The sequence below is a fragment of the Spirosoma pulveris genome (assembly GCF_054781875.1).
On record NZ_BAAGTO010000013.1, the window covers coordinates 105177 to 131419 of the forward strand.

Sequence of the window (26243 nt, forward strand, 5' to 3'; positions counted from 1 at the left end):
TATAGTAACCCTGATTGGGTACAGCTGTAAATAAGTCTTTATACTGGTTGATCCGCTCAGCCAATTTGGGTTACATGGTATACGGATTGACAAAGGAGTGGCCGAATTCATGCATACAAAGCGTCCGTACCGCTTCTCTGTCGTTGAAGCCCGGACCCACTGAGTAATAAATAACGGCATGACCACAAGGGTATAGGCTTGCTTTCGACTTCCATCGTAGGAATAAAGCTAGCGGAAGGCTGATTTTGGCGCATCTGATCGATAGCTTTTTAATAGACATCGGCTTGTTGAATAAGAAACGATGGCATCTGAACATCGTGATAAAATTGAGCAATTTGGGCCATATAATTAGTAAGGACAGCCTGGGCCAAATCGACATTCGGGTGGAGGGCTGTCAGTAGCAAAGGGGAGACAGGCGTCAGCCAACCGGTATCGGGTAGCAGGCGGGCGTATAAGCCCAACAGATACACCCCAGTGCCTATTTTGTCGGCTAACGCTTTGGTGGCTGCCATAGCGGGATGGTCCGCGTAGGGATGGATCGCCTGGTAGTTGATCCGCATGGCTCGTGAGCGTCTGTACCCTGCCGGGTCCTTGGCCGAGTCGGGCAGCAAGTAATTCGGCCGACAACTGGTTCATTAAGGTAGCGATGGTTTCGACCGTCGGATTGATCTTAACGGTAAGCTGTCGCGGGCTTGTTTGAGCGGTGACTTTGTTAAAGCAGAACAGCAGCCAAGCATAAAACCCAGAAGGGAGTATCTCACTTGATTAGAGCAGAGCTAAAGCATGGTTAGATAAGTATTGTTGATCAGTCTAAAAAATAATCTAATCCCTATTACTATCTAAGGCATTCTTGTAAATCGCACCTAATTAAGACTGAGGGAAGTTCCTTAATCTGCTTCTTGAATGAACCCTTTGCGTGGTCAAAACGGCCAGAAGGAGGAGACGAAAAGGTAGGGTAATCAATAGGTTCGCTACCTGACAAAACGACCCCTGTCGAAAGCCGGAAATTGGTACGAGATGAGCAAACGGTCGAATAGAAGGTACTTATTTTGAGGTTGCTTATACATTATCTGGCCGGTTGAAGCGGAGTTTAACCAACGTCCCATACTGGTTTTCGTAGGTCAGCACACCATCGAGCTGGCGGGTGAGTAGCTCCACTAACTGGGTACCGAAACCCGTTTCTTTGACGGCTTCCACAGGCTGTTTACCGATGCCATTGTCGGCTACCACCAACAGCAACGAATCATCGCCCATCCGCGTCAGGCTGATGCTAATTGTGCCGCTGTCCTTACCGATAAAGGCATATTTAAGCGAGTTGGTTATTAACTCATTCGTTATGAGTCCTATGGAAACCGCCGTGTCAATATCCAGCACTAGCTCGGGCATCGTATGCGACGGATCACATTGGACAGATATTAAAAAATCTCTGTCTCAGAAAACCCTCGTGGCTGTTGCACAACTCCATTAGTAGCACAATTGGAGCTGGTTAAGTAGTCAGTCTGTTAGATTTTGTGCTTCTGAGCAGCCAAACTGGCTTGGTTAGCCAATCAAAACTTTAGAATTGCGGTATGTTTCGAGTTGTGCAACAGCCACCCTCCCTTCTGAGACGACGAAGTATTAATGCACCTGCTCCTTGAGCCGGACGTTTAATTGGGTGTTTTTTTAATCGTGTCAACCAAAATCCGTAACATACGGCCCGAGTTAGCAGCAGTCCGTCCCCCTTTTAATATTGTCTTAGACGCTTGGGACAAGCACTAGGCCTGCCAATTCAAGTTGTCCTTGGTAGCCGCCCTCCAAGATCTGGTCGCTATCCCGTCGCCAACGTCAATATTACCAACGGGCCCTTGAAAGGGGCAGTGCCTTAGTGGTAACAGATACAGCAAAATCAATTCTGTGGGCTAGTCACTGTTTTTGGGTGATGACTGGCTACCCATCCCTTGATGTCGTGGGTAAAACACCGATGTTTTTACAAGGTCCGGGTACTGATCTTGTTACTCTGGCCCGAATTCGTCAACGCTTAAATCGGCGGCTAGCCATTAGCGCTACGCTGCTGAACTATCGTAAAAATGGCGACCCTTATCAATGCCATCTGACCATAAAGCCCCTATCAAATAAACAGGGAAAGGTCACCCATTTCATCGCCGAAGAATATGAGGTTTATCCAAAGATGTGATTGCATACGGCTAGACCAGGCATTGAAGTAAACAACGCCCGATTGTCGGTAAAATCCGGGACCTCTCGCCACGAATGCTGCTTGACCCACTTGGCAAGAGAACGCTCATTAGCCGGGCATTGAAAGGCTGTCAAACTTGCTTACCTTCATGCTACTAAACGCGATAACTCATGGAAAAATCATTCTTTATCCTGCTGGCTGGTCTGCTGGTTAATCTATCGGCTATAGGGCAAGCCCAGTCGCTTAAACTACAACCCGCATGGGAATCCGATACGACGCTTCGAACACCAGAAAGTGTGCTGGTTGATCCGGTTCGACACGTCCTCTACGTAGCCTGTATCAATGGCGCTCCCAAACTGGAAAACAAAAACAGCTACATTGCTAAAGTAGGCCTGGATGGTAAAGTAATCCAGTTGAAATTTACCGACAACCTCAATTCCACCAAAGGAATGGGTATCCTGGGCGATAAAATGTATGTGACCGAAATGACCCAGGTCGCCGAGATTTCCTTGGCAACGGGAAAGATCCTCAACCGCTATTCCATCGAAGGGGCTAAGTTCTTGAATGATATTGCCGTCGATGCTCAGAAGGGCGTGATATACGTTACCGACTCGAACGACAGTAAAGTGTGGGCGATAACAAATGGGAAAGTGGGTATCGTGCTAGAGGGTGAGCCCCTAAAGGGTACCAATGGGCTCTTATTTGAAAACAATCAACTCCTGATCGGTAATGGCGATGGTTCGCTGCTGAGTCTGAATCCAACCTCTAAAAAACTCACGACGCTAGCCAAGGTTACGGGCGGTATCGATGGCATTGTGGCCCTGGGCAATAAGACCTACATGGTGACCGAATGGGCCGGAAAAGTGTGGTACATTCGGGCCGATGGAACAACGGAGCTAAAGCTGGATACGTCATCCCAGAAAATAAGCTCGGCCGACATTGGCTACAATCCAGCGACCCACATGCTGTTTGTTCCTACCTTTTTCCATAACACCGTTAAAGCCTACACATTGAAGTAATTTGGTCGACAACAAGTTAACCCCTTTGTGAGTCCGCTTGCCCTGTCACGGCCCCTTTATATCTTCATCTGCCTAATCAAGCGTTGATAGACCGTTCACGACTATCGCTTGGTTAGGCAGATAACGAACAGCAGATTGTCAGGTAAGCGCATTAATCGCTAGCCAGCAGTCAGTAAGTGTTATTTTTTATCGATGCGGTATAACCTGCCTTGGTCAGTAATGGCATATAAAACTCCATCATTCCCCTGCGTTATATCCCGAAAACGCTGATATTGATCCGCTAGCAGCCGTTCTTCACCAACTACTTTGTCATTCTGGATGATCAGTCTAAGAACGTGCATCCCACTGAGCGAGCCAATGAAGAGGTTATTCTTCCATTCCGGGATTCGATCGCTGCTATAGAAGGTCATCCCACTAGGCGAAATGACCGGGTCCCAATAATAAACCGGTTGCTCCAGACCTTCTTTTTGCTGAATGCCGTCGCCTACTTTTTTACCGCTGTATTCGATACCATACGTAATGATTGGCCAGCCATAGTTCTTACCGGGTATAATGTGGTTGAGTTCATCTCCTCCTCTAGGGCCAAATTCAGCTTCCCACAAACCGCCCGTCACCGGATCGAAAGCCAGACTTTGAACGTTCCTGTGGCCATAGGAATATAACTCGGGGCGGGCACCGGCTTGTCCGGCAAAGGGATTATCAGATGCGGGTTTACCTTCTTTGGTAATGCGAATGACTTTTCCCAGACCAGAATTGAGCGACTGGGCCTGGGGCCGGGTGACCAGATCGGAACGTTCTCCCGTGCTGATAATTAAATTGCCGTCCGGAGCGATTAGAATCCGTCCGCCATAATGCAGATTTCCTTTATAAGCCGGTGTGGCCCGGTAAATGACCTTTGCACCTTCGATGCTTTTTTCGTCAGTTGCCAACTTACCCTTAGCCACCGCCGTCAAATTTCCCTCAGGGCTTGGTTCCGAGAACACCCAGTAGACCATCCGGTTTGTCTGGAAAGCGGGGTCAACGCGAAGCCCTAGCAGACCTCCCTGACCGGATGGATTTACTTTAGGCAGTCCCGTAATCGCTTCACCAACTTTTCCTTGGGGCGTGACGATGCGCAGGCTTCCTTCCCGCTCGGTAATGAGCAGTCGACCATCGGGTAGGCTGGTAATGCCCCAGGGAAATTTAAGGGATTCGGTTAATATTTTGCCTTCGTATTTGGTAGCGGATTTCACCCCAGCAATCCGGGTTTGTCCCACAAAAGCCGATTTGTAGTCTGAGTTAGGCTCTTTGGTTTCTACAGAACCTGTCTGATTAGAGGCTGTTGGATCGGTAGCTGTCAGTTGACCACAGGCTGGCAAGGCTAATGATGCACCCGCTATGACTAGCAGAATGTGGGTCTTCATGTTCGGTTTAATTAGTTAGTGAATGTGAATTTAGGGGTTTGCAAGGACACCCTCATCAGCTATAAGAGGATAACGGATAGCGATCTTATATAGTAGTGGCCGAACTTAGTTGACCACTAAGCTAGTCATTGCTTAAAATAGCCCTAAAATACTGGTTCTGAGGCACTACATCCTTGCTACTTTCTATACTTCCGGTCGCAAACAATTAGTACAAACACCGTTCAGCCACTATTCAAAATCACAAATTTCCTTTTCTGAATTCTTTCACGGCGTGATCGGCGGCCCGGGCCGTGATAGCCATGAACGTGAGTGATGGGTTTTGGGTGGACGTTGAGGTCATGCAGGCGCCATCCGTAACAAATACGTTTTTACAAGTGTGCAGTTGATTCCACTTATTTAACAGAGATGTCCTGGGGTCTTTGCCCATACGAACCCCACCCATTTCGTGAATGTCCAAGCCCGGAGCTTTATCAGGCCGGTCGTGAGTACGTATGTTTTTGAAGCCGGATACGGTTAACATCTCACTCATCTGTTCATGGAAGTCCCGAATCATTTTCTCATCGTTTTCGTCATAGGCGACTGATATTTTCAACTGTGGAATCCCCCAAGCGTCCCTCAGGCTAGTATCCAGCTGCACATAGTTGCTCTCCTTGGGAATGGTTTCACCCATCATGTGTGAACTTACCTGCCAGTTACCGTACTTAGGCTGCATCAGACTCGCCTTCAGGTCTTCACCCAGCCCTGACGTGTCAACGGAAGTCATACGGCTAGAGCCAAATCCAGCCGCATAGCCGCGCAGAAAGTCGGTCTCCTGCTTAAATACATTACGAAAGCGGGGAATGTAGCTGCCGTTGGGTCGAATACCTTCGGTGGTCGTATCCTGGAAACCTTCGTGTTCGGCCGATATAGTCGTTCGAAAATTATGAAACGCTACATATTTACCAAGTAAGCCGTTATCATTCCCAAGACCATTCGGAAACCGGCTTGATGTTGAGTTCAACAGGACAAGATTGGTGTTCAAACAAGCCGCATTCATGAAGATAATTTTGGCGTAGTACTCGGTTATTTCTTTCGTATGGGCATCAATAACCCGAACCCCCGTCGCTTTATTCTTCTTCTCATCGAAGAGAATCGAATGGACAACCGAGTCAGGGCGCAATGTCATTTTTCCGGTTTTAGCCGCCCATGGCAACGTGGAGGAATTACTGCTGAAATAGCCGCCATACGGACACCCTCGCTGACATATTGACCGATTCTGGCACTGACCCCGGCCCTGTTGGTAGTGGATGGGTTGCGGCTTAGTCAAATGAGCGCAACGACCAATAATAATGGGGCGAGTACCACCATAGTGCTTTGCCATTTGGTCGGTGAAGTGTTTCTCTATACAGGACTGCTCATGAGGAGCCAGAAACTCACCGTCTGGTAGTTGCGCCAGACCGTCCCGGTTTCCGGAGATACCGGCAAATTTTTCAACATAGCTATACCAGGGGGCAATATCTGCGTAGCCAATGGGCCACTCAACGGCAAAGCCGTCGCGGGCGGGACCATCAAAATCGTACTGTGACCAGCGTTGGGTACCCCGCGCCCACATCAACGATTTGCCCCCAACCTGATAGCCGCGTATCCAGTCGAACGGCTTTTCCTGTACGTAAGGGTGTTCGGCATCTTTAACAAAGAAATGACTGGCATCTTCCCGGTTGGCATAGCATCGGCTGGCAATGGGGTTAGCGTCTCGGTATTCTTTGGTAAGTTGCCCCCCATGCGCAAACTCCCAAGGCTGCATCATCGTGGTCGGATAGTCGGTAATGTGCTTCACATCGCGTCCCCGCTCCAGAACGAGGGTACGTAACCCATGACCCGTCAATTCTTTGGCGGCCCAGCCCCCACTGATGCCTGAACCAACTACAATAGCATCAAACGTACGCTCCTTAACTGAGTCTATATTTAAAAAAGACATTGATTTTCAAGATAAAGGGTAAATAAGTCTAGTTAATCGAATTACTTAGACACGTTTACGGCCAACTTGGGCACTGGAACACAGCCGTGATAAAAGCCAGGAGCCATGTTAAATTTCTGAACGTTAACCAGGTAGTATTCAGAATTTGTGTAGCCCTGTATAGTAAGCTGTTTGATCATATCGACGAAGGCTTTGCCTACCGGATCGGTCGATGCTGCCAGTTTCAACAAAATGTCTCTCCGTTGGGGGGCGTTGCAGTTGGCAAATTCTTTGGCATACGTTTTTTGAGCGGTAGTTTCGGTCAAAGCAAGGCCTTGTTGTAAGGTCGTTTGTGCAGGTTCACCTAAACAGTCTTTTATCATTTGCAGGACAAACTGATGCACGTTGAGCGATTTAGCACCGGGTGAGTTTGTCTGGGGAATAAACGTTTCTACGATTTCTCCTAACAGGGTTTGCTCGTCAACCGATACCAGAGAAACACTACCTAACGAGTTGACCGTCCAACCAGATGCCCAGGTGGGCAGACTAACTAAGCCGCCAAGGCTCATTGCCAAGCCTTTCAGAGCAGAACGTCGTTGCATAGAATTAAATGATTTACAAATCGAATTACCTGATAATTAAACAGCCTGTACTACCCACCCCCTACTGGCAAAACATTGGTAGAGCGAATGCTTTCGTCCTCTCTTAACTGATCGTCCAAATTGCAGTGCCGATGTATTCCTTTAACGCTAAAGCTCTGCCTTTATTGATCCTTTGTCCCATACTGGCGTAGCGTATGCGACTAATTAGAGTTAGCAGGTATAAAATCACTGTCTCACGAAACGCGCCATCCAGACACGGTAAAATATTCAAGAATCTGCACCTTAAACCAGGCGTTTAAAGGACACCATTTCAGAAGAATTAGATTACATGAACCTTATAACTTTATTCAGCCCCCGACGAAGTACTTTTAAAATCATGCCTACAGCAGAATCTACCTTTAACAAAACAAAAATTGATCCCTGGTATTGCTTAAAAGCAGGTAGCGGTATAGCCAAAGAAATAGCTACTTACCTCAAAGTCAGCTTGTTAAACACCACGCAGAAAAACGTCAGTTCCTCCGCTCATTCCCGTTCGAAGAAGTCAGGCTGATAGGAAAGTAGTAGTCGTTGGTCATCACTTCATGCATCGCCTGAAGTAGTTCATCGGACTGGCCTTTTATCAGATAACCATGCGCTCCACTCCGTATGGCGTCAATGAGCTCTTCTTTAAGATCGGATATCGTCACAATCAGCACCCGTATGGCTGGATAGAGTTGGCGCAGTCGAGTTGTAGTTTCAAATCCATCCAGTACGGGCATGTGTAAATCAACCAACGCCAAATCAGGAATCTTGCCCACGCTTAGCATCTGATCTAGTAAATCTCTACCGTTTTCTGCCACATAGAGTACTTCAAACTCAGTTGATTGGCGGACTAAGTTGGTCAGTGCTTGTCGAAGCAGACGGTGATCCTCAACAATGGCAACAGTAGCAGGCATAAGAGGTAGTCGAAGTAATAATAAAAAAATACAAATGCTGAGCTGAATTTCTCCACTTAAGCAGGAACAGTATGGCTTTACTGGAGTCTCTTAGTAGAGAAAAAGAGGTTTAGTACGGAGAGTTGCTACAAATCAGTAATTTGCTCGACCTCTCTACCGATTTGGCCAGCTTGAATCAGTTGCTCATTATCCCTAAAATGCTACAAACAACGATATGATCTGGATTGGCTACTCTAATGTACGATCCTGGTTGACCGGGCTAATCAATCTGTTGGTCGATCGTGATGCTATTGACTCATAAGATATATCCCAAATTTTAACGCTCTCCAATTTTTTATTGAATGAGAGAAGCTCACGCAATAGCTTCGTTCCACCACTGGTTCACCATGGCATTTGTATAAACACCGTACCCCCTGCTTTCGGGGTCTTCAGGCATGTTCAGGTACGTCTTGAAAAAGTTTATGGTTTTGGTAAAATCGGTTCCGTAGACCCCGACGTGCCGTGGAACTATCATGATGGCATGAGTGATGTTATGCCCTGGATACGCCCGCTCGTAATCTGAGTAGGTACCGAGAAAAGCTGCTCGACATTCGATGCCTGTATCACCAGCCAACTTACCCGGGTAAGCCCGGCGCATCCCGCGCTTTAAGAAGTTCTTCAGTTCCAGCAGGGTGCGGGTGAAAGTACGCTCATTGTTGTCGCGCGGGAAAAAATTCCGGTCAGCGTCGTAATAGCTCGTCACAAAGGAATCATTGACGGTAATAGTGAAAGAGTCGGTGTCCTGATGGGTACCAAACGCCTTGCTTTTGAAGGAGGGCGTCTGCATGATTTTATACAACGTGTTGTAATAAGCCCTCGTGAAGACGCAGCCCCAAACCCAGCAATAGCCGTCAGAAGCGAAGGCGTTCTGAAAATTATTCCAGTCGGTGTTACTCATGTTCTCTCGGGTGAAATCTTTAGTCCGGCCGTCCTTGTCGCGCGGGTCACGTTCGGGGTAGCGGCTGCCTCCGACGGCAAATTCGCTGCGTTCAAAAGAGTTGACCAGCACCGGCCCGCCGTACCAGCCGTGGCCCATGACGCTGAACTCTCGGACGGTGCCGGGTTCGGTGGCACCGAGGCTGCTCACGTACCGGTAAGCGTCGGTGATCGACAGCACGTTCGTGTCGGCGGAGATGAAATGCTCGCTTTGGTAGTGGGCCGAGCGGCTGATGGCTGTGAAACTGCCCGAATCCGGACTCCACGAGCGGGTGGTCCCGTTGGAGGTATTCCGCTCGATCTTGCCGGCCTTCACGTCGAAGCGGACGAAAACCACATCCGGGTCGTTGGCCCACGACGGATTCTGCTGCAGGAGATACAGCCGCCGTTTGTCAGCAATGTAGGAGAAGTTGACGCCCCCGTTGGCGTAATCGTAGCCAGCGACGATAAGGATGTATGTTTTCATGGTTTTTGCAAAATCACTGTTGACTATTCGGCTTTGATAACCACTTCCCGAGCCAGTATGGCGTTGAAGTCACTTTTCTCCTTCGTACCGTCAGCGAAGCGTTTGAAGACCCGCCATTCGACCTTCTGGGTTTTCGGAAAAATCCGGACCACCGACTGCGGCACCAGGTTGCCCCGAAACTCAATTGGTTCCAGTTCTTCCGGGACCACCCCGACCGACCGCAGCTCCACCCGTAGGCTTTTCAAACCAAGGGCTTCCGGCGACCGGCCTCTCCAAACGAACCGCACCTCGTTGTTGTTCGTCCGGTTCAGGTCGATCACTAAGGCATTGGTCAGAATGGGGCCTTCGTCGATATCGATCACGGTGCCGTCGGTAGTGATGGCGCCTGCCTTGAAAAAGAGTTTGTCCTGCGCGGATTGCAGTTTGATGCCAAGGTCCGGGCTGTCGAAGCCGGGGGCTTTCAGCCGAAACAAGTTTTTGACGGGTTCTTCCAGGTCCGGCGACTCCACCCGGATTTCCAGCAGAATTTCCTTCACGGCCTCATTGTGCCCGGCCACCACCGGAATCAGCGAAAACTGCGACCGCTGGAAGGGTTTGTTCACGATCAGTTCGTCGTCCTGAAGATAAACCGGTTCGGTCTTGACCGAAGGTCGCTCGTCAGCGAAGTGATATTCGCGGGTCGCTTCGATGAAAAGGGCGGTTTTATCCTTGCCCCGAACCGTCCAGGCAGCATTTTTCAGGGACGTGTTGAGCGTAACGACCTCCGTGTCGAGCACGGTGTCGGCGGGGTCCTTCAGCCGCAGCGTCACGTCGACTCCCCGAAACTCGGCCAGATTGATGTTGCCTTCGCGCACTTCGATCCGTTTGATGAAGGTGAACGTGTCCGGAAAAATGACCAGATTCTCCGCCGTGCTGAACTGCGGAGCAGTCAGGATTTCGGTGGGGCTGCTGATACTTCCGGTCTGTCCGCGATATAGAAACCGGATTTGGTAGAAATACCCCACCGGCTCGCCTTTATCGTACAGCCAGGCGATGGAAATCCTGCGGTTGCTGTCTTTGTGGAAGGTCAGACTCTTGAGCGGGTCGGCGTTTTCCGGAACGGCAAACCGCCCGGGGGGAGCATCAGCCCGGAAGCCCTCCTTCGCCCGCCAGATCACCACCTCGGCGCTGAGCAGGTCGGCCTCCGGTTTCGTAAAGTCGTGGACGAGTTCGATGGAGAGCGACTGTTCGCGCCAGACGTCGCTGAAGACCACCCGTTGAACGTATTTGTCCCGATTGGCGGCTATCTGCTTGCCCAGCACCCACAGGTGCGACTGCGGGTTGTGCGTCCGGACCACCGCCGAGCGCTCCCGGTAATCGGCTTCGATGACCTTATCGTGGGTAATTCGTTCTTTCGTGAATTTGTAGGAGACGCCCACCACCGGCACCAGGCTCGTCAGGGTCGGGAGGTTGACGGATTCGGGATTGACGTATGGCCGGAACATCTCCCGAAGAATGCTCTCCTTAAAGTCCTTGACCATTTCGTCCATCATCTTCTTCGTTTCGGGGTCTTCGGCCTGGCTGAGTACCTCAATCCTGAGGTCGCCGTCTTCCTCCATCTTCTTGGTGAGCCAGTTCAGTTCGGCACCGAGGGAAAACTTGACGCCGTAGGTAAATTCGGCCTTGATGCCCAGTTGATGGGAAACACTGTCGTAACAGCGGCCGAGGTTGGCCCAGATGCGCAGGTCGAGGGCGGGCCGGATAGCCGTGTACTTCAGATCGTACAGCACCCCAGCCACGTTGCCCGTATCCCCCTCCAGCGCACCCAGGATCAGGGCCGTGCCCCGGCGGTCGAGCCGGAGGTTAAAGATGCTCTTCAGGTCGTTCGACATCAGCGAGGGCTTCAGCGACCCAAGAATGCTCTTCACGAAAGCATCCTGACCCATTAATTCGTTTCGGCCGGTTATGGCGTCGAGGGCCATCAGGTTAACCGTGCCATCTTTCCAGGGCGGCACCGTGGCCCGCAGCAAATTTGGGAAGAGACCACTCCCCTTCAGCTTTGCGACGGCCTTCGCCAGCCGTTCGGGCGATACCGTACACTGGACGCCTAGCGACAGGATGGACCCCGCGGTTTTGCGCAGGTCGTCAAGGCTGCCGTCCACAATGTCGCCTTCCGAAAACATCTGAAAGAAGAGTTCGTAGAAGTCCGACGCCCCGCCAACCGGGGTTCGCTGGGGCGCCAGGCTGACCTCGTCGGGGAAGTAGTAGACCAGATCGGTCAGTTCATGGTCGCCGTAGAAGATTAGTCCTTCGTGAATGCCTAAGGGTTTTGCCAGATCCAGCATGGTGAAACGTTGATTTACCAGAGATTATCCGGGATGCTAATTTCGATTTTGTCTTTAGTTTCGTCGAACCAGTCCGATTTATACGTTTCTCCACTCTGTCCCCTGGCGCGGCTGCGGTACTGAAAGCTCTTGTGATTGAAATCCGGCATAGGGTGACGGAACTCGACGGTATCGCCGATCCGCCGGAACGGCAACCGATCGCTTTCGAGATGGATGCCGTTGGCGGGGTCATGGTAGACGAACTCGACGCTCACCTGCTTGATGGATTTTCGGTCGAAATCGGGTGAGTGGGTGAGCGTGGCCCGAATAATCCGCTCGGCTTTTATCCTCTCGGACACCACCAGCACCGGCCCCTGGTGCGACTGCCACGGCCCCTGAATCACGGCCCCTTCGGCGGTCAGGGCCGTCACCCGGTATTCGAAGGTTTCGCGGGGCGTCCGCAGGCTGGTAGCGACGCCTAGCAATTTTTCGGTCGAGTCACGCTTAAAGTCGAACTTCAGCAGCAGCGGGTCCTCGCGTTCGGCGTCTATGATGCGCGCTTCCAGAATCACCTTGCCGGTTTTTGTCCAGTCGGCGGTACAAAGCAGATCGACCGACCACTTGTTCTCGAACGGGTTCGGGATGAAGAAGAAATTTGAGTTCAGATCCGTATAGGACGCTTTGTGTTCTTTGGCTTCGGCCAGAAAATAGGTCAGGTCCAGGTCGAAGCGGAGCGGAATGGTTTTGTTGGTGACAATGGAAAGCACCTTCTGCGCCTTATCGTCGGACCGGAACAGGAAGGTCCGTTTCAGCACCGGCGTCCGGTCGTTTTTGTCCAGCACATTCAGCTCGGCCTGAATCAGGTGCGCATGGTCGAAGAGGCTGGTGTCGTCCAGACCGACGGTCAGTTCGCGGGATTCAAAATAGTCGGCCGAATTGAAGTAGATATAGGGGCTGTTTTCCGAAAGCCAGTCCAGTTCGAGCTTGCCGGGCAGCCGCAGGGAGTCGGTCGTCATGAACAGCGTCGTTCGGTATTCGTAGCGGTATCGACGCCCTTTTTGCCGGGTGAAGTTCAGGTGGTTGCGGAGCGTCTCGTCGGAGTCGAACACGATACTGTTTTCCGTTATGGTCTTTTCGGTTTCAGCATCCACCACCCGGCATTCAATCACCACCGACTTGATATTCGAGTTCTTGAACGTATCGGCCGACAGCCTCACCTCCACCTTCTGATCGATGAACGGAATCTCGTCCAGCTTGATCCAGTGGATGCGGTCTTTGATGCCGCCAGCGGCTTTGATCAGGGTAGGTAGCAGCGCCTGCGGATTAAGCGGGTAGGTCTTGACGTTGCGCTGAGACAGGTTGATTGTCGTGTCGCTCAACTGAGATTCGTCGATGGTCCGGCGGATATGATGCACCCCCGGCGCGATGGACGACAGCACCCGGCTGACCCCGCCCGCCAGGCGATCTTCCCATTTCTCAGAGGCACTCAGCGGAGAAGAAGCCGGCTGGAAAAGCCGCTTGACCACTTCCGCTTTCAGTTCGTTAAGGAGGCTTTTCATGGCCTCGCTCTTGAGGTCGGCGTCCAGTTCCTGCACCTCAATCTCGATGGCGCTCGATTCCTTCAACTGATCGACAGCCGCCGTAATCTCGTCGGTAAAGAAGATAAAATTGGTCTTGTTGAATTTCTCGAAGTGGTGGTAAACTTTACTCCAGTGGACGTTCATGAACGCCTTGAAAACCGGTGCTATCCCTAGCATTTTCAGTTCGTAGTGGACGCTGGCGGCAATCGTGTCGGAGTCCAGCGCAGCCACAAGCAGCTTGGCGTCGTTGCCGACGGCCCGGACCACCAGCGAAGCCGCGTTCGCCCCGAAAATGGTGGGCGTCACCTCGGAGGTGACGAACCACTTCGTCGGATCGGGCTCGTCGCCCGCGGCCGCGATGATCAGATAGACCTTTCCAGAATGAATCGGGGCCGGAGCCAGGAGCTTCGGCTTCACACCGAGTTTTTCCTTAACGGCTTTTTCGGCCGCTTCCAACTCCTTCTGGCCGACGGCCAGACTAACGTCCAGCATCAGCCCGGCTTCCAGAATGCTTTCGGCTTCCGTACCGATTCCGGATTCGGGCAGGATGGCATACGCTTCCAGGTTCGAATCTCCGGCCGCATTGAGCACGATAGACGGCTGGAGACAGACGTAGTAGAACGTCTCGGAATCGGTATCGTCCCGGAACAGAATCAGGTTGCCCAACTCCAGGAAAGGTGGCTTATAGCTCAGCATGGCGATAAAGTGGGTCAGGGTTGAACATCCAGTGTCTCAGGAAACGGCCGGGGCTTTCAGGATCAAAAAACTGCCATGGCTGGTTCCCGATGTCTCCACCGAACTGCCGTCTTCCTTAATCAGAGCGAGCTGATAACTGTACGAAGTGTCGGTTTCGCTGGTGCGGGGAATGTACCAGCTAATCACCCCGGCGGCCGACGAAGGGTCGAGGAAAATTTCCCGGCTGGATTTGGTCGTGCCGTTGATGTACTGGAGCGTCAGCAGGGCATTCGCGTATAGGCTACCCAGCTTGAGCTGCCCGGCGTTGATAGTAACCTTGAAGATCGGCAGGATCAACGTGCCCTCACCGTCGCCGTCGATCAGCGCGCTCCGGGCAATCGAATCGTCGGAGACAATCCGGTATTGATATTTGAACTTCGACTGTTTTTTGTCGACCATGACGATTTTGATTAAGGCCGGATCCCAGTCTTCGTCCGCCGAAAGTTCGGCCTTGCCGACGCTGGAGAACTGGTTGGCCACATCTTCGTACCGAACTTCGACGATGACCTTCTTTACCGACTTGTCGGGCGGCTGCGGCAATTCGATCGTCAGGTCCATCGTATCCTGGTAAGGGCTGCTGATCAGAATGCTCACCAGGTTGCTCTCGGTGATGTAGTACTTTTTTTCCTCCATCCGGAGCGTATTGCCGCCGGAGAAGAAGTAGGTGGCCCGGTACACCAGCGGGGCGTCGATGACCCGCCCCAGAATGCGGGTCAGGCGTTCGCCCTCGGGCTTGTCCAGTCTCAGAAGGAGGGTGTCCGTAAAATGCCCTGGTTCGCCTTCCTCCTTGTAGGAAACGTCGACCTGAACGGCCGTGACGGCGTTGGTACCCGTTAGCGAGCTCAGGATGGGATGCGGTTTAAAAACGGCGTCGATCAGCCCCAGTTTTCCGATGTTGACATTGATGGCTTCGGAGTTGGTCGTTTCGGGCGGCAGGACCAGTGGCTGCGAGATGCCCCCGAAAAAAACCTCCGTGGTGTATCTGGCAATGCCGTTATCTTTCTTTGGACGTCGGAAGTGCCAGACATCAGGCTGCGTTCCTTTCTGAAACAGCACCGAGTTTCGCTGACCCGCAGCCGGGTATTCGACGTTGACTTTCACGGCATTGACGAAGGGCGCTTCATCCCAGGGCGCGTCCACGGACGTTTTCAGGGTAATGGTTTCCACCTCCTGCTCGCTCAGGTCGACCAGCTTGGTTATGTGTTGCTTACGGCTTTCGGGAACACCTTCCAGAAAATTCATGATCGTTCCCTGCGGGGCGATCTGCCACTCGACGACATCCTCCTGCGTGAAGCGAAGTTCGACGAATGAACGTACCTCCTCCTTCATCAGCTTGATCATGGAGTTCTTTCGTTCGTCCTCGGTCATGCCATGAATGCGGCTTTTAATGATCTCCCGCACTTTCTCTTCAATCAGCTTCATAGCCATATTGCGAAGCTGGCTGACATATTCGTCGGAGATTTCCGACGAGCCCTTGCGGACTTCGATATTCATCAGCCCTTCCTCGACCAGCTTTTCGGTCACTTCCGACACGTTGATGCGCTCTACGTCGGCATCGGAGCAGCCCTGGTCGGTATTGCGCCACACTCGGTCGACTTTTCGATTAATCTCGCTCTCCTGCGTGGAGCCGGCCCAGGCCCGGATTTCAAGGCTAGGCAGCCGCATCTGGAATTTTAGGTCATACCGGATGCTGATGGCTTTGATGCCGTCTTTTAGAGCTTTATACCAGATGGCCGCGCCGGTGGGGCTGAGCCGCAGGGCAAAGGCGGCATTGTTGTCGCCGATGAGGCTGGCTGGCCCACCGGCCGACGACCAGGGGATTAATTCGCCAGCTTTCTCTTCGAGCAGCGTAACGGTGCCCTCCGTAAAACTGACGGCTCCGAACCGGATCTCGCGAACGGCCGGAACGTCAGGGTCGGGAATGGTGGTTTCGCCCCGTGCCCTGGCGATCAGACCCAGCCGTTCCTTCTCTTTCTTGATCAGTACTTTCCGGCGGTCTTCCTGCACTTGGGCGCTTTTCAGCTTGCCGGCAATCTCGTCCAACACGACCTGGCTGACGCCGAGGTGCGCGTCGAAGTTGATCCAGCCGCCCGCCAGACCCGCCACGCTGTCGGCCGAGCCGTTGGCGCGATCGGTCCAGAAGAGGCCGCTGAAGATGGGCTGGCTGTTTTCGACCCGAATTTCCGGACTGGTTTTCAGGGCATAAAAGAGGTTGCAGTCTTCATCGTCGGGGAAGATGACCACGTTTTTGTGATTCAGTACACTCGGAATAGTAATCATGGGAAAGGGTTCTTGTGTGGTTAAACCATCACTTTCTGTGGACGGATGATCAGGAAGTTGCCCGAGGTGGTTTCCGGCTCGGTCCAGTCGGTCCAGAACGTGGGGTCCAGCACGTAGACCGTGCCGACTCGGTACATGTACTTGCGGCTGGAGAGCTGTTGCGAGTTCAGGATTTGCTTGATGCTGCGTGCCATCTTGATCGAATCGACCGGTTTTGTTTTGCTCAGCTGAACGGCGGAGACCTCCCCTGCCTCGTTTTTGATCTCTACGATTACCTGATGAACCTGCCGAAATGGCTCCAGAGTAGTGCCGTCCAGGTCATTCCAGCGCTCAAATAGCGGACAGCTGATTTCGAGTTGCCAGATCTGCGGGTCGCCGGTAGCATAATCGATCACCTTGGCCAGCACATCTTCCGGCATCGTGTTGAGCGACAGCCCAAACGGTTCGCACGAGAGTTCGGTCCAGAACCGGTCAGTGAGGTCTTTAATGTCCTCCTGCCGCAGCAGCACCTGGGCCTGCCCTTGTTCGGGAATCCCGAGGGGCCAGGTCTGCTGAACCCCGATGTCGTAGTCGGCGTCGTAAACGGTGCTGCCGATTTTCGACAAAAGGGTCAGCTCGGCCCCGCCCACCACAATGGGAAAGGTGTTGGTGTTGTTGATCGAAAAGCCAATGATGGGTACTTCCGGGTCGGCGGTGCCGACGGTTTCTATGCCCACCGGAATCCCCACCAGTTTGCGGATATCCAGTTCGACCGGAATCCGGACTGTCTTGGTTTGGTCGGGGTTATCGCCGTCAGTCACCAGCTCGAAAATGACGTCGCCGACCACCCATTCGCCATCGGAGAGTTCCCGTTTGAAGAAGTCAAAAGATTCGAGCGAGCACTCCACGGACAGGGTAAAACCAGTGATGGGGTCGATGGTCTCGATGGATTCCTTAATCTTGCCCCGGAACACGGCGTTTTCCCCGGCAAAGGCGTCCCTCAGTTCAAACCGGACGGACTTATAGCCGCCCAGGCTCAGTTCGCAGAACTTGACCAGACCGGTCGTGGCCGTGTCGAGTGTGCGGTAGAGGTCTTTCTTCGCCTTTGGATTGTAGTATGGAACGACGGTGATGCCGACGTTGATGCGGTATTTGGCGGTATCGTTGGGGTCGTCGCCAGCCACCATCGTGATGGAAATCTTCGGCTCCCCGTTGTTTTCCTTAGCCTTGATCCGAAACACCTGGGGCAGGAAGAAAAAAACGTCGGGCTGGGCGGTTGGTTTGTAGTAAATAGGATACTGGAGACCGTTCTCCTTGATGAGGTTGACCGATGTCCACTCAAACCCGTTAACCTCCGAATCGGCCAGGAGGTCGCCGAAGACCGACTGGTCTTTCTTGGCATACTGCACCATTTCGACGTGCACCAGGTCGATCTTCTGCGGAGGGGGGGGCGTGGGACGCGGTTCTTGCCGGGGGCCGGGCGTCGGGTTCCGGTGATCCCGGACTTTTGGCTGGGCGATGACCCGATCCCCCACGATGACCCGGTCGGTCCGGGCGAGAACCTGGTCCTGCGCCAGAAACGGTCGCCCGGTCGTGGCCATCAGTTGCACTTTCTGACGCGACAGCTGCGATAGGTCCGTCAGATCGGTGACCGCCAGTTGGGACCAGGAGACGGTCTGGTTGGAGGGGCCGGTGCTCAGCACCTGATACCACAGCTCTGACCGGATCGTCAGCTGGAAGGTGGTGGTGAGGTTCGACTTGGTCAGGTCGCGGACCAGATCCAGGACCGTTTCGGGCGTGATTTCCGTTTCGGCCACCAGATCCTGGAGGATGTTGATGTCGTTGATCAGCGGAGAGGCCGTAATCTGCATCAGTTGCTTGACGGTCTTGCCGCCGACCTGAAACTGTACTTCGATCTGCTGATTCCGGATCGTGAACGGAAACACGTCGGGTTCGGGCCGGAAGACTTCGATGGTGCAGTGCAGGGTCGTTTTGCCGGTGGTGGCGTCCTTCACAAACCAGAAGGCGTCGGAGTCGGGCATGATGCTACCGCCTTTCCGTTTTTTAATCCGGAAACGGGGCTGGCCGTATTTATTTCCGTTAAAGACGTAGACCCGGTTAGCGTCCGAGGGCGCTTCATTGACCTGGTTGTTCTGAACGATGAGAACCATGTTGGACATGGCAGCCGTCGACAGCATGTAGAGCTGCGGCTTTACTTTGGTATTTTCAATGCCTGGCATGACTTTCGGTAGTTTGGAGTGATTAGGTTTGCGGCACCCGGGGTGCTTCCAGAATCAGCAGACCCGTCGAATCTTCCAAGTCGTTGATCCGGATCGGCGGACTTCCCGGTTTGGCAAACTGGAGCGAATATTTGAACGGCTGGCCTTTGGGCGTAAAGGAGAGCGCTTCGAAGGTCTGGAACGGATTGTTGCTGTCAAGCCGGATGTTCTTCCGCACCGAGTAGGTCGATTCCTCGTAGCTTACCTGCACGAACACCACCTGCCAGGTATTCCAGTCGAGGAGACCGCCGTCGATGGTCAGCACGTTGGAATATCGGCGGAGGTGGATCGGCGGGATGTCTTCGTCGGTGCGGGATTCGACCCAGGGGGAGGTTGTCACGATATCATCCTTATACTGAACAAAATACCGGTATTTGAAGCTGTCTTTGGCGTCGTCGCGCAGCCGCATTGAGAAGTCCCAGGTATCGGTCCCCTCGAACCAATGGGAATATTCTTCCTTGATCCGCTGGCCGGTATCTTCGTAGAGAACCTCCACCTTAGCCGTTTTGACAGTGTTGGTATCCATGATAATATCGAAGGAAGCTTTGATCCGGCCCGTCAGCAGGTCGTCGATCATCAGCGTCCCTTTCGTATCCGTTTTGGGCTTGCTGAAGGCTTCCTGCCCGTCCTGGAAGATATACTTGACGGTATAGCTGTACTCCTTGCTTTTCTTGCCGTACATGTAGCACCGCCAGTTGCCGTTGGGCACTTCTTTGGTGAGCCGGATTTCCTTCTTCGTGTCCGGTTCGTTGGGTACCTCTTTGTACTCCAGGTTGACAATGGCCTCCTTCACGAGGGTCCAGTCAATGTCGCCGGCCAGGCAGTTGACGGTAACGAATCCGAGCTTATCGTAGGAGATCACGAGTGCCCGGTCGCTGATTTCCTTCAGTTCGATGGGCGGGGGCGAAGCAGCCGTACCGATGTACGAGATTTTGGCCTCAACATTATAAAAGTCGATCAGCTTGCCCTCCGCGTTGCGGGCCATCGTGACCCGGAACGTGTAGCTTTCGTCCCCCTTCTTGTAGACGAACGATTTGGAGTTCTGCCGGACGATGCCGGTCTTGACATCCCGCTGGCTGTAGGAGATGTTGACGATGATACTGTGAATGCTATCGGCCTGAAAGTCGGCGTTAACGGCCACCTGCACCTCCAGAATCTGAACCTCGGGGCTGCTGACGTCGATGTTTCGGACGAGCTGCTTCCGCTGCTCTTCCGTCAGCTGGGTGATCAGCGTCCCGTTCGGGTACCGCCGGAACTCGACTGTTCCGTTCTTCTTGAAGTGAAAGTAGAGGCTGCTGATCTTGCTCTTGTCAACTTCGTTGCGAAAATAATAGTGGGTATCGACGGTCGGGCGCTGGCGTTCGGCATCGCTGACGCCCATATTGGGATTGGGGCGGGGTTGCCCGTTGCTGGTACCGCCTTCCGTACCTTCGTCCTTCTTTTCCTCGCCGATAAAGGCCGTCTGGAAGAAGTTGGGCAGGATGGTAGTCATGATGGTATCCATCAGCGTGGTACGGAGGTTGGTTTCGATCTCCTTGATTTCCTCACTGTTGGCTGCCACGTCGCCGAAGTCCGTAATCTCGATGTTGATGATCTTACGGTCGATCATGTCCTCAATCATCTTGCCGATGTCTTCCTTGCTGGCCGTGACGCTCCGCGAGTCCGTCGTCCGGCGGTAGCCGATGCCGCTGACGACCTTGTAGGTACCCCGTTTTTCTTTCCGGTAGTCTTCCTGATAGGTCTGCATCTGGTTGAACAACTGCGTCGAATTGGCCGTAACGATCACCTCCAGGTTGGGTACGAAAGCATAGCCCTTCAGCTCATACCGTACGATGGCCTGCAAGGGCGTCAGATTTTCCGGGTTGTCGCCTTGGCCCGAGAAGCCTTTGGTGAGAGCGTCGTAATAGATCTGGGCCCCCTCGATGCCGAAGGTGGCGTAAAACGAAGCCGAATTTGACCCGACCAGCGACGGCCGCACCTCGGCGCTCGACTGTTTCTTGAAGGTGTCGCCGAGGCCTTCGAGCAATTCCAGTTTGGCGGTGCCTTCCTTCCAGGTATTGGGCGTACCCAGCTTGATGATCGGTTTGTTGTCGCGGGATACCGGCACAAAGAAGCGCCCGCCACGAAGCAGCCCGTACAAACGGACGAAGGGATGGTTCGGCTTTTCGGCCAGAGAAGAGAGGTAATCGACAATGGTCTTATGCTCTTCCTCCGAAATGGAAAGGTCTGTCGTGAACAGGAGTTGCCCTAACTGGGTTTCCACCAGCTCTTTATTCGTGCTGCTGGCGTAGGCGATGTCTGCATTTCGGGAGAAGAAATTGAACGTCAGCTGCGGAGTGCCCTTATCTTCGGTCGCGATACGCGGGCGGCCCCGGAGGGCATAAAAGGTGTCGGCTTTCTCATGATCCCGGAAAATCTCAATATCATCTAAGCCCGGTATCTTCACGGTTGGAAACAGCATCAGCATAATGGTAAGTATTTAATTGGCTGGTTATGAATTCAGATGTTGCGGATAGGAATCAGCAGCTCCTGGGAGCCGGCCGGTACGACGATGTTCAGCACCTCATCCTCCCCGGTTTTCTTCATGACGTTGACGACGGCACTGAGTGGATCGCCCACGTCGACGCCTTTCAGCACAACGGTATCTTCAATCTTGGACCGGCGCAGCAGGACGGTTTCCAGCGCTGGGGAACCGTTACCTCTGTTCTCGAAGAGTTGCACCTGCACGGCCGCGATGTTACCGCTGAAGGTGTCGGCTTCCAGCAGGGTGGAAATCTTCAGGACTTTGAGGCCGCAGCTTTCGAGGCTGATCGGTGGCTGTTCGATACGGTATTCGCGTTCGAGGCCCTCCAGAATATCGCCGTTGCGGAGCAGAAACTCGGTGGTGGCACGCCAGATGCGGGGGTCTTCCTCCTCCACGATGATGGCGAAGTTTTGCTGGGTAGCCGTGGCCTCTGCGTTCAGCACAAGAGCTTTCATCAGTTCCTCGCCCTCCACGTTCCGGTAGGTGACCTTCACGATGGCTTTCGACAGCAGGCTGGCGGTATTGACCAAGATGGGCGAGATATTCAGGACGCGCGTCTCCGGCCGGTTCACGATCACCTGCGAGTCCTTCTGGGCGTCGAACTCCTCCCGGATCGAGTCTTCACTGAAGAAGAATTCCTGGCGTTTAAAGTAGACGTACTGATCCTCAACGGCCGGAGCGATCAGGAATTTCTTCAGTTCCGAACTTCCTTCCTTAAATATGATGGTTCGGCCATTGGTGTCCTTTTTGGGCGCCACGAACACCTGCACCGACTGGATACCGTCGTTGGAGAACAGGATGTTACCGGGCTGTATCTCGAGGGGGATCAGCGGGGAATGATCCGAAATATTGACCGCGATGTCGCGTTCGGTGACGTTCTCGAACCGCCGGGAGCTAATGCGTGTCTCGAACGTTCCGATGATCGAGCCGGGTTTATGGATGAACTCCACCGTATAGTCGAAGGTCATCGTGCCGAACTGATCGACGAAGAACTTGATTTTGGTGCGGGGTTCAGTCGGGCTCAAAGTGATGCTGTGCAGATGCAGCGGATTTTTTTTGTCACCCTGGCGATTCCGGAAGCCGTAGGAGATATGAACGATGGCCTGTAGAATCTGGAACTCGTCGAAATCGAAGGCGGCCCGCACATCGAGCTCGATCTCTTTGAACGGACCCTCGCCCAGCCGGACCAGCATAACCTGTTTGGTGGCATCGAAGGCGGTTCCTTCCAGGCTCAGGGCACCCGCCGGATGGTAAGCCTGCGTCTTGGCCTCCGCCTTGTCGAAAATGTAAGTACGCTTCATCTGCTGGGAAATCGACCGGTGTTTCAGCGAATACCCTGCGTTGATGGAGATTTTAGTCGACACCTTTTCCGGGGTATTGGGACCAGAGTTAGTGGGGGACGTGGGCGTCGGACTGGTCGGGGTCGGACTGGTAGGCGAGGTAGGCGTAGGGCTGGTCGGGGTGGGTGTGGGTGTGGGGCTCGTTGTCGTTGTGGGCGTAGGCCGGGGAGAGGTGGGTGTCGTTGGGGTCACCCGGGGCGGGGTTTCGGTGGTCGGTGTGGGCACGGGCGTATCGTCGCCCCCGTCGTTACTCGGCGGGCTGGGGCTGGGAGTAACCGTTGAGGTCGGCGTAGGTACCGGGGTAGCCGTACCGGTATTCGTAGCCGGTGGGGTCGGCGTCGTCGGGGTGGTGGGTGTCGTGGGAGTTGGTGAGGCCGGGGTGGTGGGTGTACTGGGTGCAGGGCGGGGCGAAGTCGTCGTCGTCGGGGTGGTGGTTCCCCCTTCCGAATCCCGCTGGCTTGGCAGGGTGCTTCCCAGTACATTGTAGTCTTCCCGCGGAATGGCCGTGACGTCGAACAGGGTGGGCGACATTAGTTCCCGCACCAGTTTCATCCCGCTCGGATCGTCGGAGCCCAGCGGTCCCGGGGAGCCGGTTCCGGTATAGTCGACCTGTTTGATGGTGATAGCCCCCCGGTTGACCAGGTCGCGCATGATCAAGTCGATATCGTTGTTCGAAACGATCTTGAGCGAACCCGCATCCAAATTAAAGTCAGCGTCGATGTGGTGCTGCCAGAACTCCTCCGTTGCCTTAAAATCGACCGTGATTTCAAGGTGGTAGGCGGGCATGACGGCGAGGTATTCGAGGTCGTAGACAATGCCGACCTGAGTTTGTGAGCCGTTCTTCAGCAGGTTCCACATAATCTGGGCTTCCTTACCACCGAGCTGGAGCGAGAAAACCGCCGTCTGCTTCCCGATTAGGGAGGGCTTGGTCGAACCAGCCACCGTAAACTTGACCGCCGAGTTGGCATCGCCCCCGGTGCTGCCGAACATGACCAGTTTCACGGCCCCGTCCTTAAAGGGTACCTGGGTCAGCCGCACGCTGCCGCCCTCCGCTTCGAGCTGTTGCCGGACGGCTTCTACGTCTGTTTCGTCCGGCCCCAGTTCGACTTCTAGCGTCAGAAAGCCGCCCGTCCGGTTCAGATCGTCGTTGAATGTAGGCTGTGTACTTTCCACCACCTCTCCGTCGATATAGGCGACGAACTGAATGCCCTTTCCATTGTTGGCGATTTTCACCTTTTCGGCAGGCAGATAGTAATACTGGGAGGGGTCCTGGAAATCACGATAGACAGTAATCCCGTGTAGCGTTTGCTGGTGATCGATAGACAACATGGTTGGCTTGGTTAAGGATTATCGGAAGTGTTTGGTCGCGTTCAGGAACAGGCGTAGGTTGAGTTGGCCAGTCAGGGGGGCGTGGGTAAATGTCTTCTGAAAGTCGAGGTAGGCGGATGCAGTGGCTCCCGTAAAAGAGCCGTCGATCGTTCCTTCGTAAAAAGGTCGTCCGGTCTTTCCGTTCAGGACCGATGCCAAGATATTCTGGACCCGGGCCACGTCCGGCCCCGCGGAGCCGTACCGCAGGATGCCGCTGGATGCCGACGGGTGTCCAGGAGCCAGATCCGAATTGTCGAAGAGCAGCAGGTCATACTGCCCGGCCCGGAAATCCGGGCGGTCGAGCAGGTCATAAAAGTGCATCCAGCAGTTCCAGCGGGAGTCAGCCGTCGGATGGCGGACGTAGGGCGCCGGCTGGCCGGTGATAGTGAGGCAACCTGAACTGCTGTAAGGTAGTTCTAAGGACGCCATGCAGTTCTGACGGGAATCATGACCCGCTTCGGGCTCTGTGCGGGCGGCATGCAAATTATCGCCGGACAGCACCACTTCATGCCGGACCTGCCGAAAATCGAAGCGGGGGCGTTGACCGACTTTGATTAGGTTCGGCACCTCGACCAGTCCGTAGCCGTCCATCAGGAAAGCCGGATGCCGCTGGAACCCTCGTTCGCTGCGGGGATGCAGCCCACGGCTCACTTGATACAAACCCGGTTTGAGGATATTGAAGGTCGCACGGGAAGCGGGATGGCAATAGACGTAGGAAGCGGAAGGAACCGTACTGCCCGGGAACAGAGCCACCTCGCCGGACGCCGGAAGCCAGATGCCGATCGTACATCTTACGGTATGATAATTCAGGCGAACCGAACGGACCGGATGCGTGGATTTAAACGTGCCGGAAACCATGAAGTTTCCCCGCAATACTTCTACGGGAAGCGCGCTTCGAACGGCAAATAAAACCGGTGCCGATTCGTCAATAAGGAATCGATACTGTTGGCATAAAACGTTAAACAGTGCTCCCGAGATAATCATACAGTTTATCCGAATGACATTCAATGATTCCAATTGAAAAATGGAAGGGCAAATTCGATCACCTAATCAGGTAGTTCGCCTTTAGCTACTGGCTAAGTTTGTGAAGCTGACTAGTTTATCCTCAATAGTTTTTATTTATCGGTAGTCGGCTTATTCTCTGGAATAACTTACTTGAAGCGGCATTTAAATGAAGCTTGTAAACATTCACTTCTTCTGATCTATGCTTTCGACAAATGGAAATAAGATCGTGCTGATGCATTGGAATGGCCGGTTCGGGAACCGAATGTTTACGTACGCCTTTCTTAGGCATTATGCGGAAACCTTTGACCTAGCTATTTGGCTGCCATCGCACTGGGAGGGCGACGTGCTGTTTGAAAACCGCGTTCACCAGATAATCGACGACGACGAACTGCGGCTGTATCTTAACCAGAGCATCCCCCCTTTCGACCACATCGACGCGCGGATGGCCGCCGTCAACCGGTTCAATCAGCGAACGGGTGACCAGATCAAATACCTGAATCCGGATAACCCAGCAGAGTACGGCCGGGTGAATGTGTGCATCGACAGTCTATGCTGTTTTCACCCCCATATCTTTGCGAAGTACTCGGCAGACAGGATACGGGAGTCGTATTTCCGGTTTTCGGAGGAGGTTCGCCGGTCGGACATCTACCGGCGGATGGAAGACCGACAAGGGACCTACACAGTCGCCCACTTACGGCGCGACGACATCGCCGACGCTAAAAACCAGACGAACCTTGGTTACTCAGTGATTTCCCGGGAGTCATATGAAACGGCGTTCCGAAAGTACGGTTACGACCCCAAAACCGTCGAGTGGGTAACGGACGATAAGACTGGCTCCTATGGCATAACCTCTCACCGTTACCCCGACCACTGGTCTTATCCGGTGGGAGCCACGCCGGTTCCAGAAGTGTTTTTCTCCTGGTTTCCCGACTTTCTGAAGCTGATGTTCGCCAAGGCAGTATTCCGGGCCAATTCCTCATTCAGTTGGTGGGCCTGCTTCCTGGGAAATGCCAAAGTTTACGCCCCCCGGCTACATAAGCGCGTCCTTTTTCACGAAACCGGCCGGGAACTTGATGTTGAGTTTGAAGAGGGGAACCACCCCCACTGGCTGTGTATAAAAGGGCAAGATCAATGTGACGATATAAGAGTTTTCTAAGCTTGTATGCTACTAATAGCGTTGAACAGGTGGTAAAATCGCTGTCTCGATAAACGCTCGTGGCTGTTGCACAACTCTGCTTCCAACATCGATTTTTCAGCGGCTGAATTGGCGAATGAGATTTTCTACCATTGTCTACCCTGCTTAGTTGAGAAAAAGCACGCCAAAGCCCAGAAAAGTGTCCC

The 26243-nt window shown here is 53.4% G+C and carries 17 protein-coding genes; 3 read left to right on the forward strand and 14 right to left on the reverse strand.

Translation table 11 applies throughout. From position 1 onward, the window contains the following. Positions 1-269: 269 nt before the first annotated feature. Positions 270-560: a hypothetical protein gene (locus ACYVJM_RS27705; protein ID WP_461151469.1), complete on the reverse strand. Its 291-nt coding sequence runs from the start codon at positions 558-560 to the stop codon at positions 270-272. Positions 561-1059: 499 nt separating this feature from the next. Beyond that, the gene (locus ACYVJM_RS27710) at positions 1060-1386 is read right to left on the reverse strand and encodes a sensor histidine kinase (RefSeq protein WP_461151470.1); all 327 of its coding nucleotides are present in this window, start codon (positions 1384-1386) and stop codon (positions 1060-1062) included. Between the two features lie 412 nt (positions 1387-1798). Here ACYVJM_RS27710 and ACYVJM_RS27715 point away from each other — a divergent pair, with 412 nt between their 5' ends. Both ACYVJM_RS27715 and ACYVJM_RS27720 read left to right on the forward strand, forming a co-directional pair. After that, the gene (locus ACYVJM_RS27715) at positions 1799-2173 is read left to right on the forward strand and encodes a PAS domain-containing protein (protein WP_461151490.1); all 375 of its coding nucleotides are present in this window, start codon (positions 1799-1801) and stop codon (positions 2171-2173) included. A gap of 170 nt (positions 2174-2343) precedes the next feature. After that, entirely contained in the window at positions 2344-3192 is an 849-nt protein-coding gene (locus ACYVJM_RS27720; RefSeq protein WP_461151471.1) for an NHL repeat-containing protein, read from the forward strand. A 179-nt stretch (positions 3193-3371) separates the two neighbouring features. Here ACYVJM_RS27720 and ACYVJM_RS27725 read toward each other — a convergent pair whose 3' ends face one another. From ACYVJM_RS27725 to ACYVJM_RS27780, 12 genes are all read right to left on the reverse strand, one after another. Then, positions 3372-4595: a PQQ-dependent sugar dehydrogenase gene (locus tag ACYVJM_RS27725; RefSeq protein WP_461151472.1), complete on the reverse strand. Its 1224-nt coding sequence runs from the start codon at positions 4593-4595 to the stop codon at positions 3372-3374. A 238-nt stretch (positions 4596-4833) separates the two neighbouring features. Next, complete coding sequence (locus ACYVJM_RS27730; RefSeq protein WP_461151473.1) at positions 4834-6552, reverse strand: GMC oxidoreductase; 1719 nt, start codon at positions 6550-6552, stop codon at positions 4834-4836. Between the two features lie 41 nt (positions 6553-6593). Further along, the gene (locus ACYVJM_RS27735) at positions 6594-7133 is read right to left on the reverse strand and encodes a gluconate 2-dehydrogenase subunit 3 family protein (RefSeq protein ID WP_461151474.1); all 540 of its coding nucleotides are present in this window, start codon (positions 7131-7133) and stop codon (positions 6594-6596) included. A 509-nt stretch (positions 7134-7642) separates the two neighbouring features. Continuing rightward, entirely contained in the window at positions 7643-8068 is a 426-nt protein-coding gene (locus ACYVJM_RS27740; RefSeq protein WP_461151475.1) for a response regulator, read from the reverse strand. Between the two features lie 352 nt (positions 8069-8420). After that, positions 8421-9509 (reverse strand): hypothetical protein, encoded by a 1089-nt coding sequence (locus ACYVJM_RS27745; RefSeq protein WP_461151476.1) that lies wholly within the window; start codon positions 9507-9509, stop codon positions 8421-8423. A 23-nt stretch (positions 9510-9532) separates the two neighbouring features. Then, a complete protein-coding gene (locus tag ACYVJM_RS27750; protein WP_461151477.1) occupies positions 9533-11833 on the reverse strand; it encodes a hypothetical protein in 2301 nt (766 codons plus the stop codon). Positions 11834-11847: 14 nt separating this feature from the next. Beyond that, the gene (locus tag ACYVJM_RS27755) at positions 11848-14088 is read right to left on the reverse strand and encodes a hypothetical protein (protein ID WP_461151478.1); all 2241 of its coding nucleotides are present in this window, start codon (positions 14086-14088) and stop codon (positions 11848-11850) included. 36 nt (positions 14089-14124) lie between these two features. Continuing rightward, complete coding sequence (locus ACYVJM_RS27760; RefSeq protein ID WP_461151479.1) at positions 14125-16407, reverse strand: hypothetical protein; 2283 nt, start codon at positions 16405-16407, stop codon at positions 14125-14127. Positions 16408-16427: 20 nt separating this feature from the next. Then, the gene (locus ACYVJM_RS27765) at positions 16428-18626 is read right to left on the reverse strand and encodes a hypothetical protein (RefSeq protein WP_461151480.1); all 2199 of its coding nucleotides are present in this window, start codon (positions 18624-18626) and stop codon (positions 16428-16430) included. A gap of 22 nt (positions 18627-18648) precedes the next feature. After that, positions 18649-21132, reverse strand: a complete 2484-nt coding sequence (locus tag ACYVJM_RS27770) for a hypothetical protein (protein ID WP_461151481.1) — start codon at positions 21130-21132, stop codon at positions 18649-18651. 32 nt (positions 21133-21164) lie between these two features. After that, complete coding sequence (locus tag ACYVJM_RS27775) at positions 21165-23858, reverse strand: hypothetical protein (RefSeq protein WP_461151482.1); 2694 nt, start codon at positions 23856-23858, stop codon at positions 21165-21167. Between the two features lie 18 nt (positions 23859-23876). Then, complete coding sequence (locus ACYVJM_RS27780; RefSeq protein ID WP_461151483.1) at positions 23877-24881, reverse strand: peptidoglycan-binding domain-containing protein; 1005 nt, start codon at positions 24879-24881, stop codon at positions 23877-23879. A gap of 220 nt (positions 24882-25101) precedes the next feature. Here ACYVJM_RS27780 and ACYVJM_RS27785 point away from each other — a divergent pair, with 220 nt between their 5' ends. Further along, on the forward strand, positions 25102-26058 hold the full coding sequence (locus ACYVJM_RS27785; protein WP_461151484.1) for an O-fucosyltransferase family protein: 957 nt from the start codon (positions 25102-25104) through the stop codon (positions 26056-26058). Positions 26059-26243: the final 185 nt, after the last annotated feature.

Bases quoted from the DNA above. Each gene is read 5' to 3' on its own strand.
- ACYVJM_RS27725 (WP_461151472.1), bottom strand. From the start codon at position 4,595: ATGAAGACCCACATTCTGCTAGTCATAGCGGGTGCATCATTAGCCTTG.
- ACYVJM_RS27745 (WP_461151476.1), bottom strand. From the start codon at position 9,509: ATGAAAACATACATCCTTATCGTCGCTGGCTACGATTACGCCAACGGG.
- ACYVJM_RS27775 (WP_461151482.1), bottom strand. From the start codon at position 23,858: ATGTTGTCTATCGATCACCAGCAAACGCTACACGGGATTACTGTCTAT.
- ACYVJM_RS27740 (WP_461151475.1), bottom strand. From the start codon at position 8,068: ATGCCTGCTACTGTTGCCATTGTTGAGGATCACCGTCTGCTTCGACAA.
- ACYVJM_RS27750 (WP_461151477.1), bottom strand. From the start codon at position 11,833: ATGCTGGATCTGGCAAAACCCTTAGGCATTCACGAAGGACTAATCTTC.
- ACYVJM_RS27735 (WP_461151474.1), bottom strand. From the start codon at position 7,133: ATGCAACGACGTTCTGCTCTGAAAGGCTTGGCAATGAGCCTTGGCGGC.
- ACYVJM_RS27765 (WP_461151480.1), bottom strand. From the start codon at position 18,626: ATGCCAGGCATTGAAAATACCAAAGTAAAGCCGCAGCTCTACATGCTG.
- ACYVJM_RS27705 (WP_461151469.1), bottom strand. From the start codon at position 560: ATGCGGATCAACTACCAGGCGATCCATCCCTACGCGGACCATCCCGCT.
- ACYVJM_RS27760 (WP_461151479.1), bottom strand. From the start codon at position 16,407: ATGATTACTATTCCGAGTGTACTGAATCACAAAAACGTGGTCATCTTC.
- ACYVJM_RS27770 (WP_461151481.1), bottom strand. From the start codon at position 21,132: ATGCTGATGCTGTTTCCAACCGTGAAGATACCGGGCTTAGATGATATT.
- ACYVJM_RS27785 (WP_461151484.1), top strand. From the start codon at position 25,102: ATGCTTTCGACAAATGGAAATAAGATCGTGCTGATGCATTGGAATGGC.
- ACYVJM_RS27710 (WP_461151470.1), bottom strand. From the start codon at position 1,386: ATGCCCGAGCTAGTGCTGGATATTGACACGGCGGTTTCCATAGGACTC.
- ACYVJM_RS27755 (WP_461151478.1), bottom strand. From the start codon at position 14,088: ATGCTGAGCTATAAGCCACCTTTCCTGGAGTTGGGCAACCTGATTCTG.
- ACYVJM_RS27730 (WP_461151473.1), bottom strand. From the start codon at position 6,552: ATGTCTTTTTTAAATATAGACTCAGTTAAGGAGCGTACGTTTGATGCT.
- ACYVJM_RS27720 (WP_461151471.1), top strand. From the start codon at position 2,344: ATGGAAAAATCATTCTTTATCCTGCTGGCTGGTCTGCTGGTTAATCTA.
- ACYVJM_RS27780 (WP_461151483.1), bottom strand. From the start codon at position 24,881: ATGATTATCTCGGGAGCACTGTTTAACGTTTTATGCCAACAGTATCGA.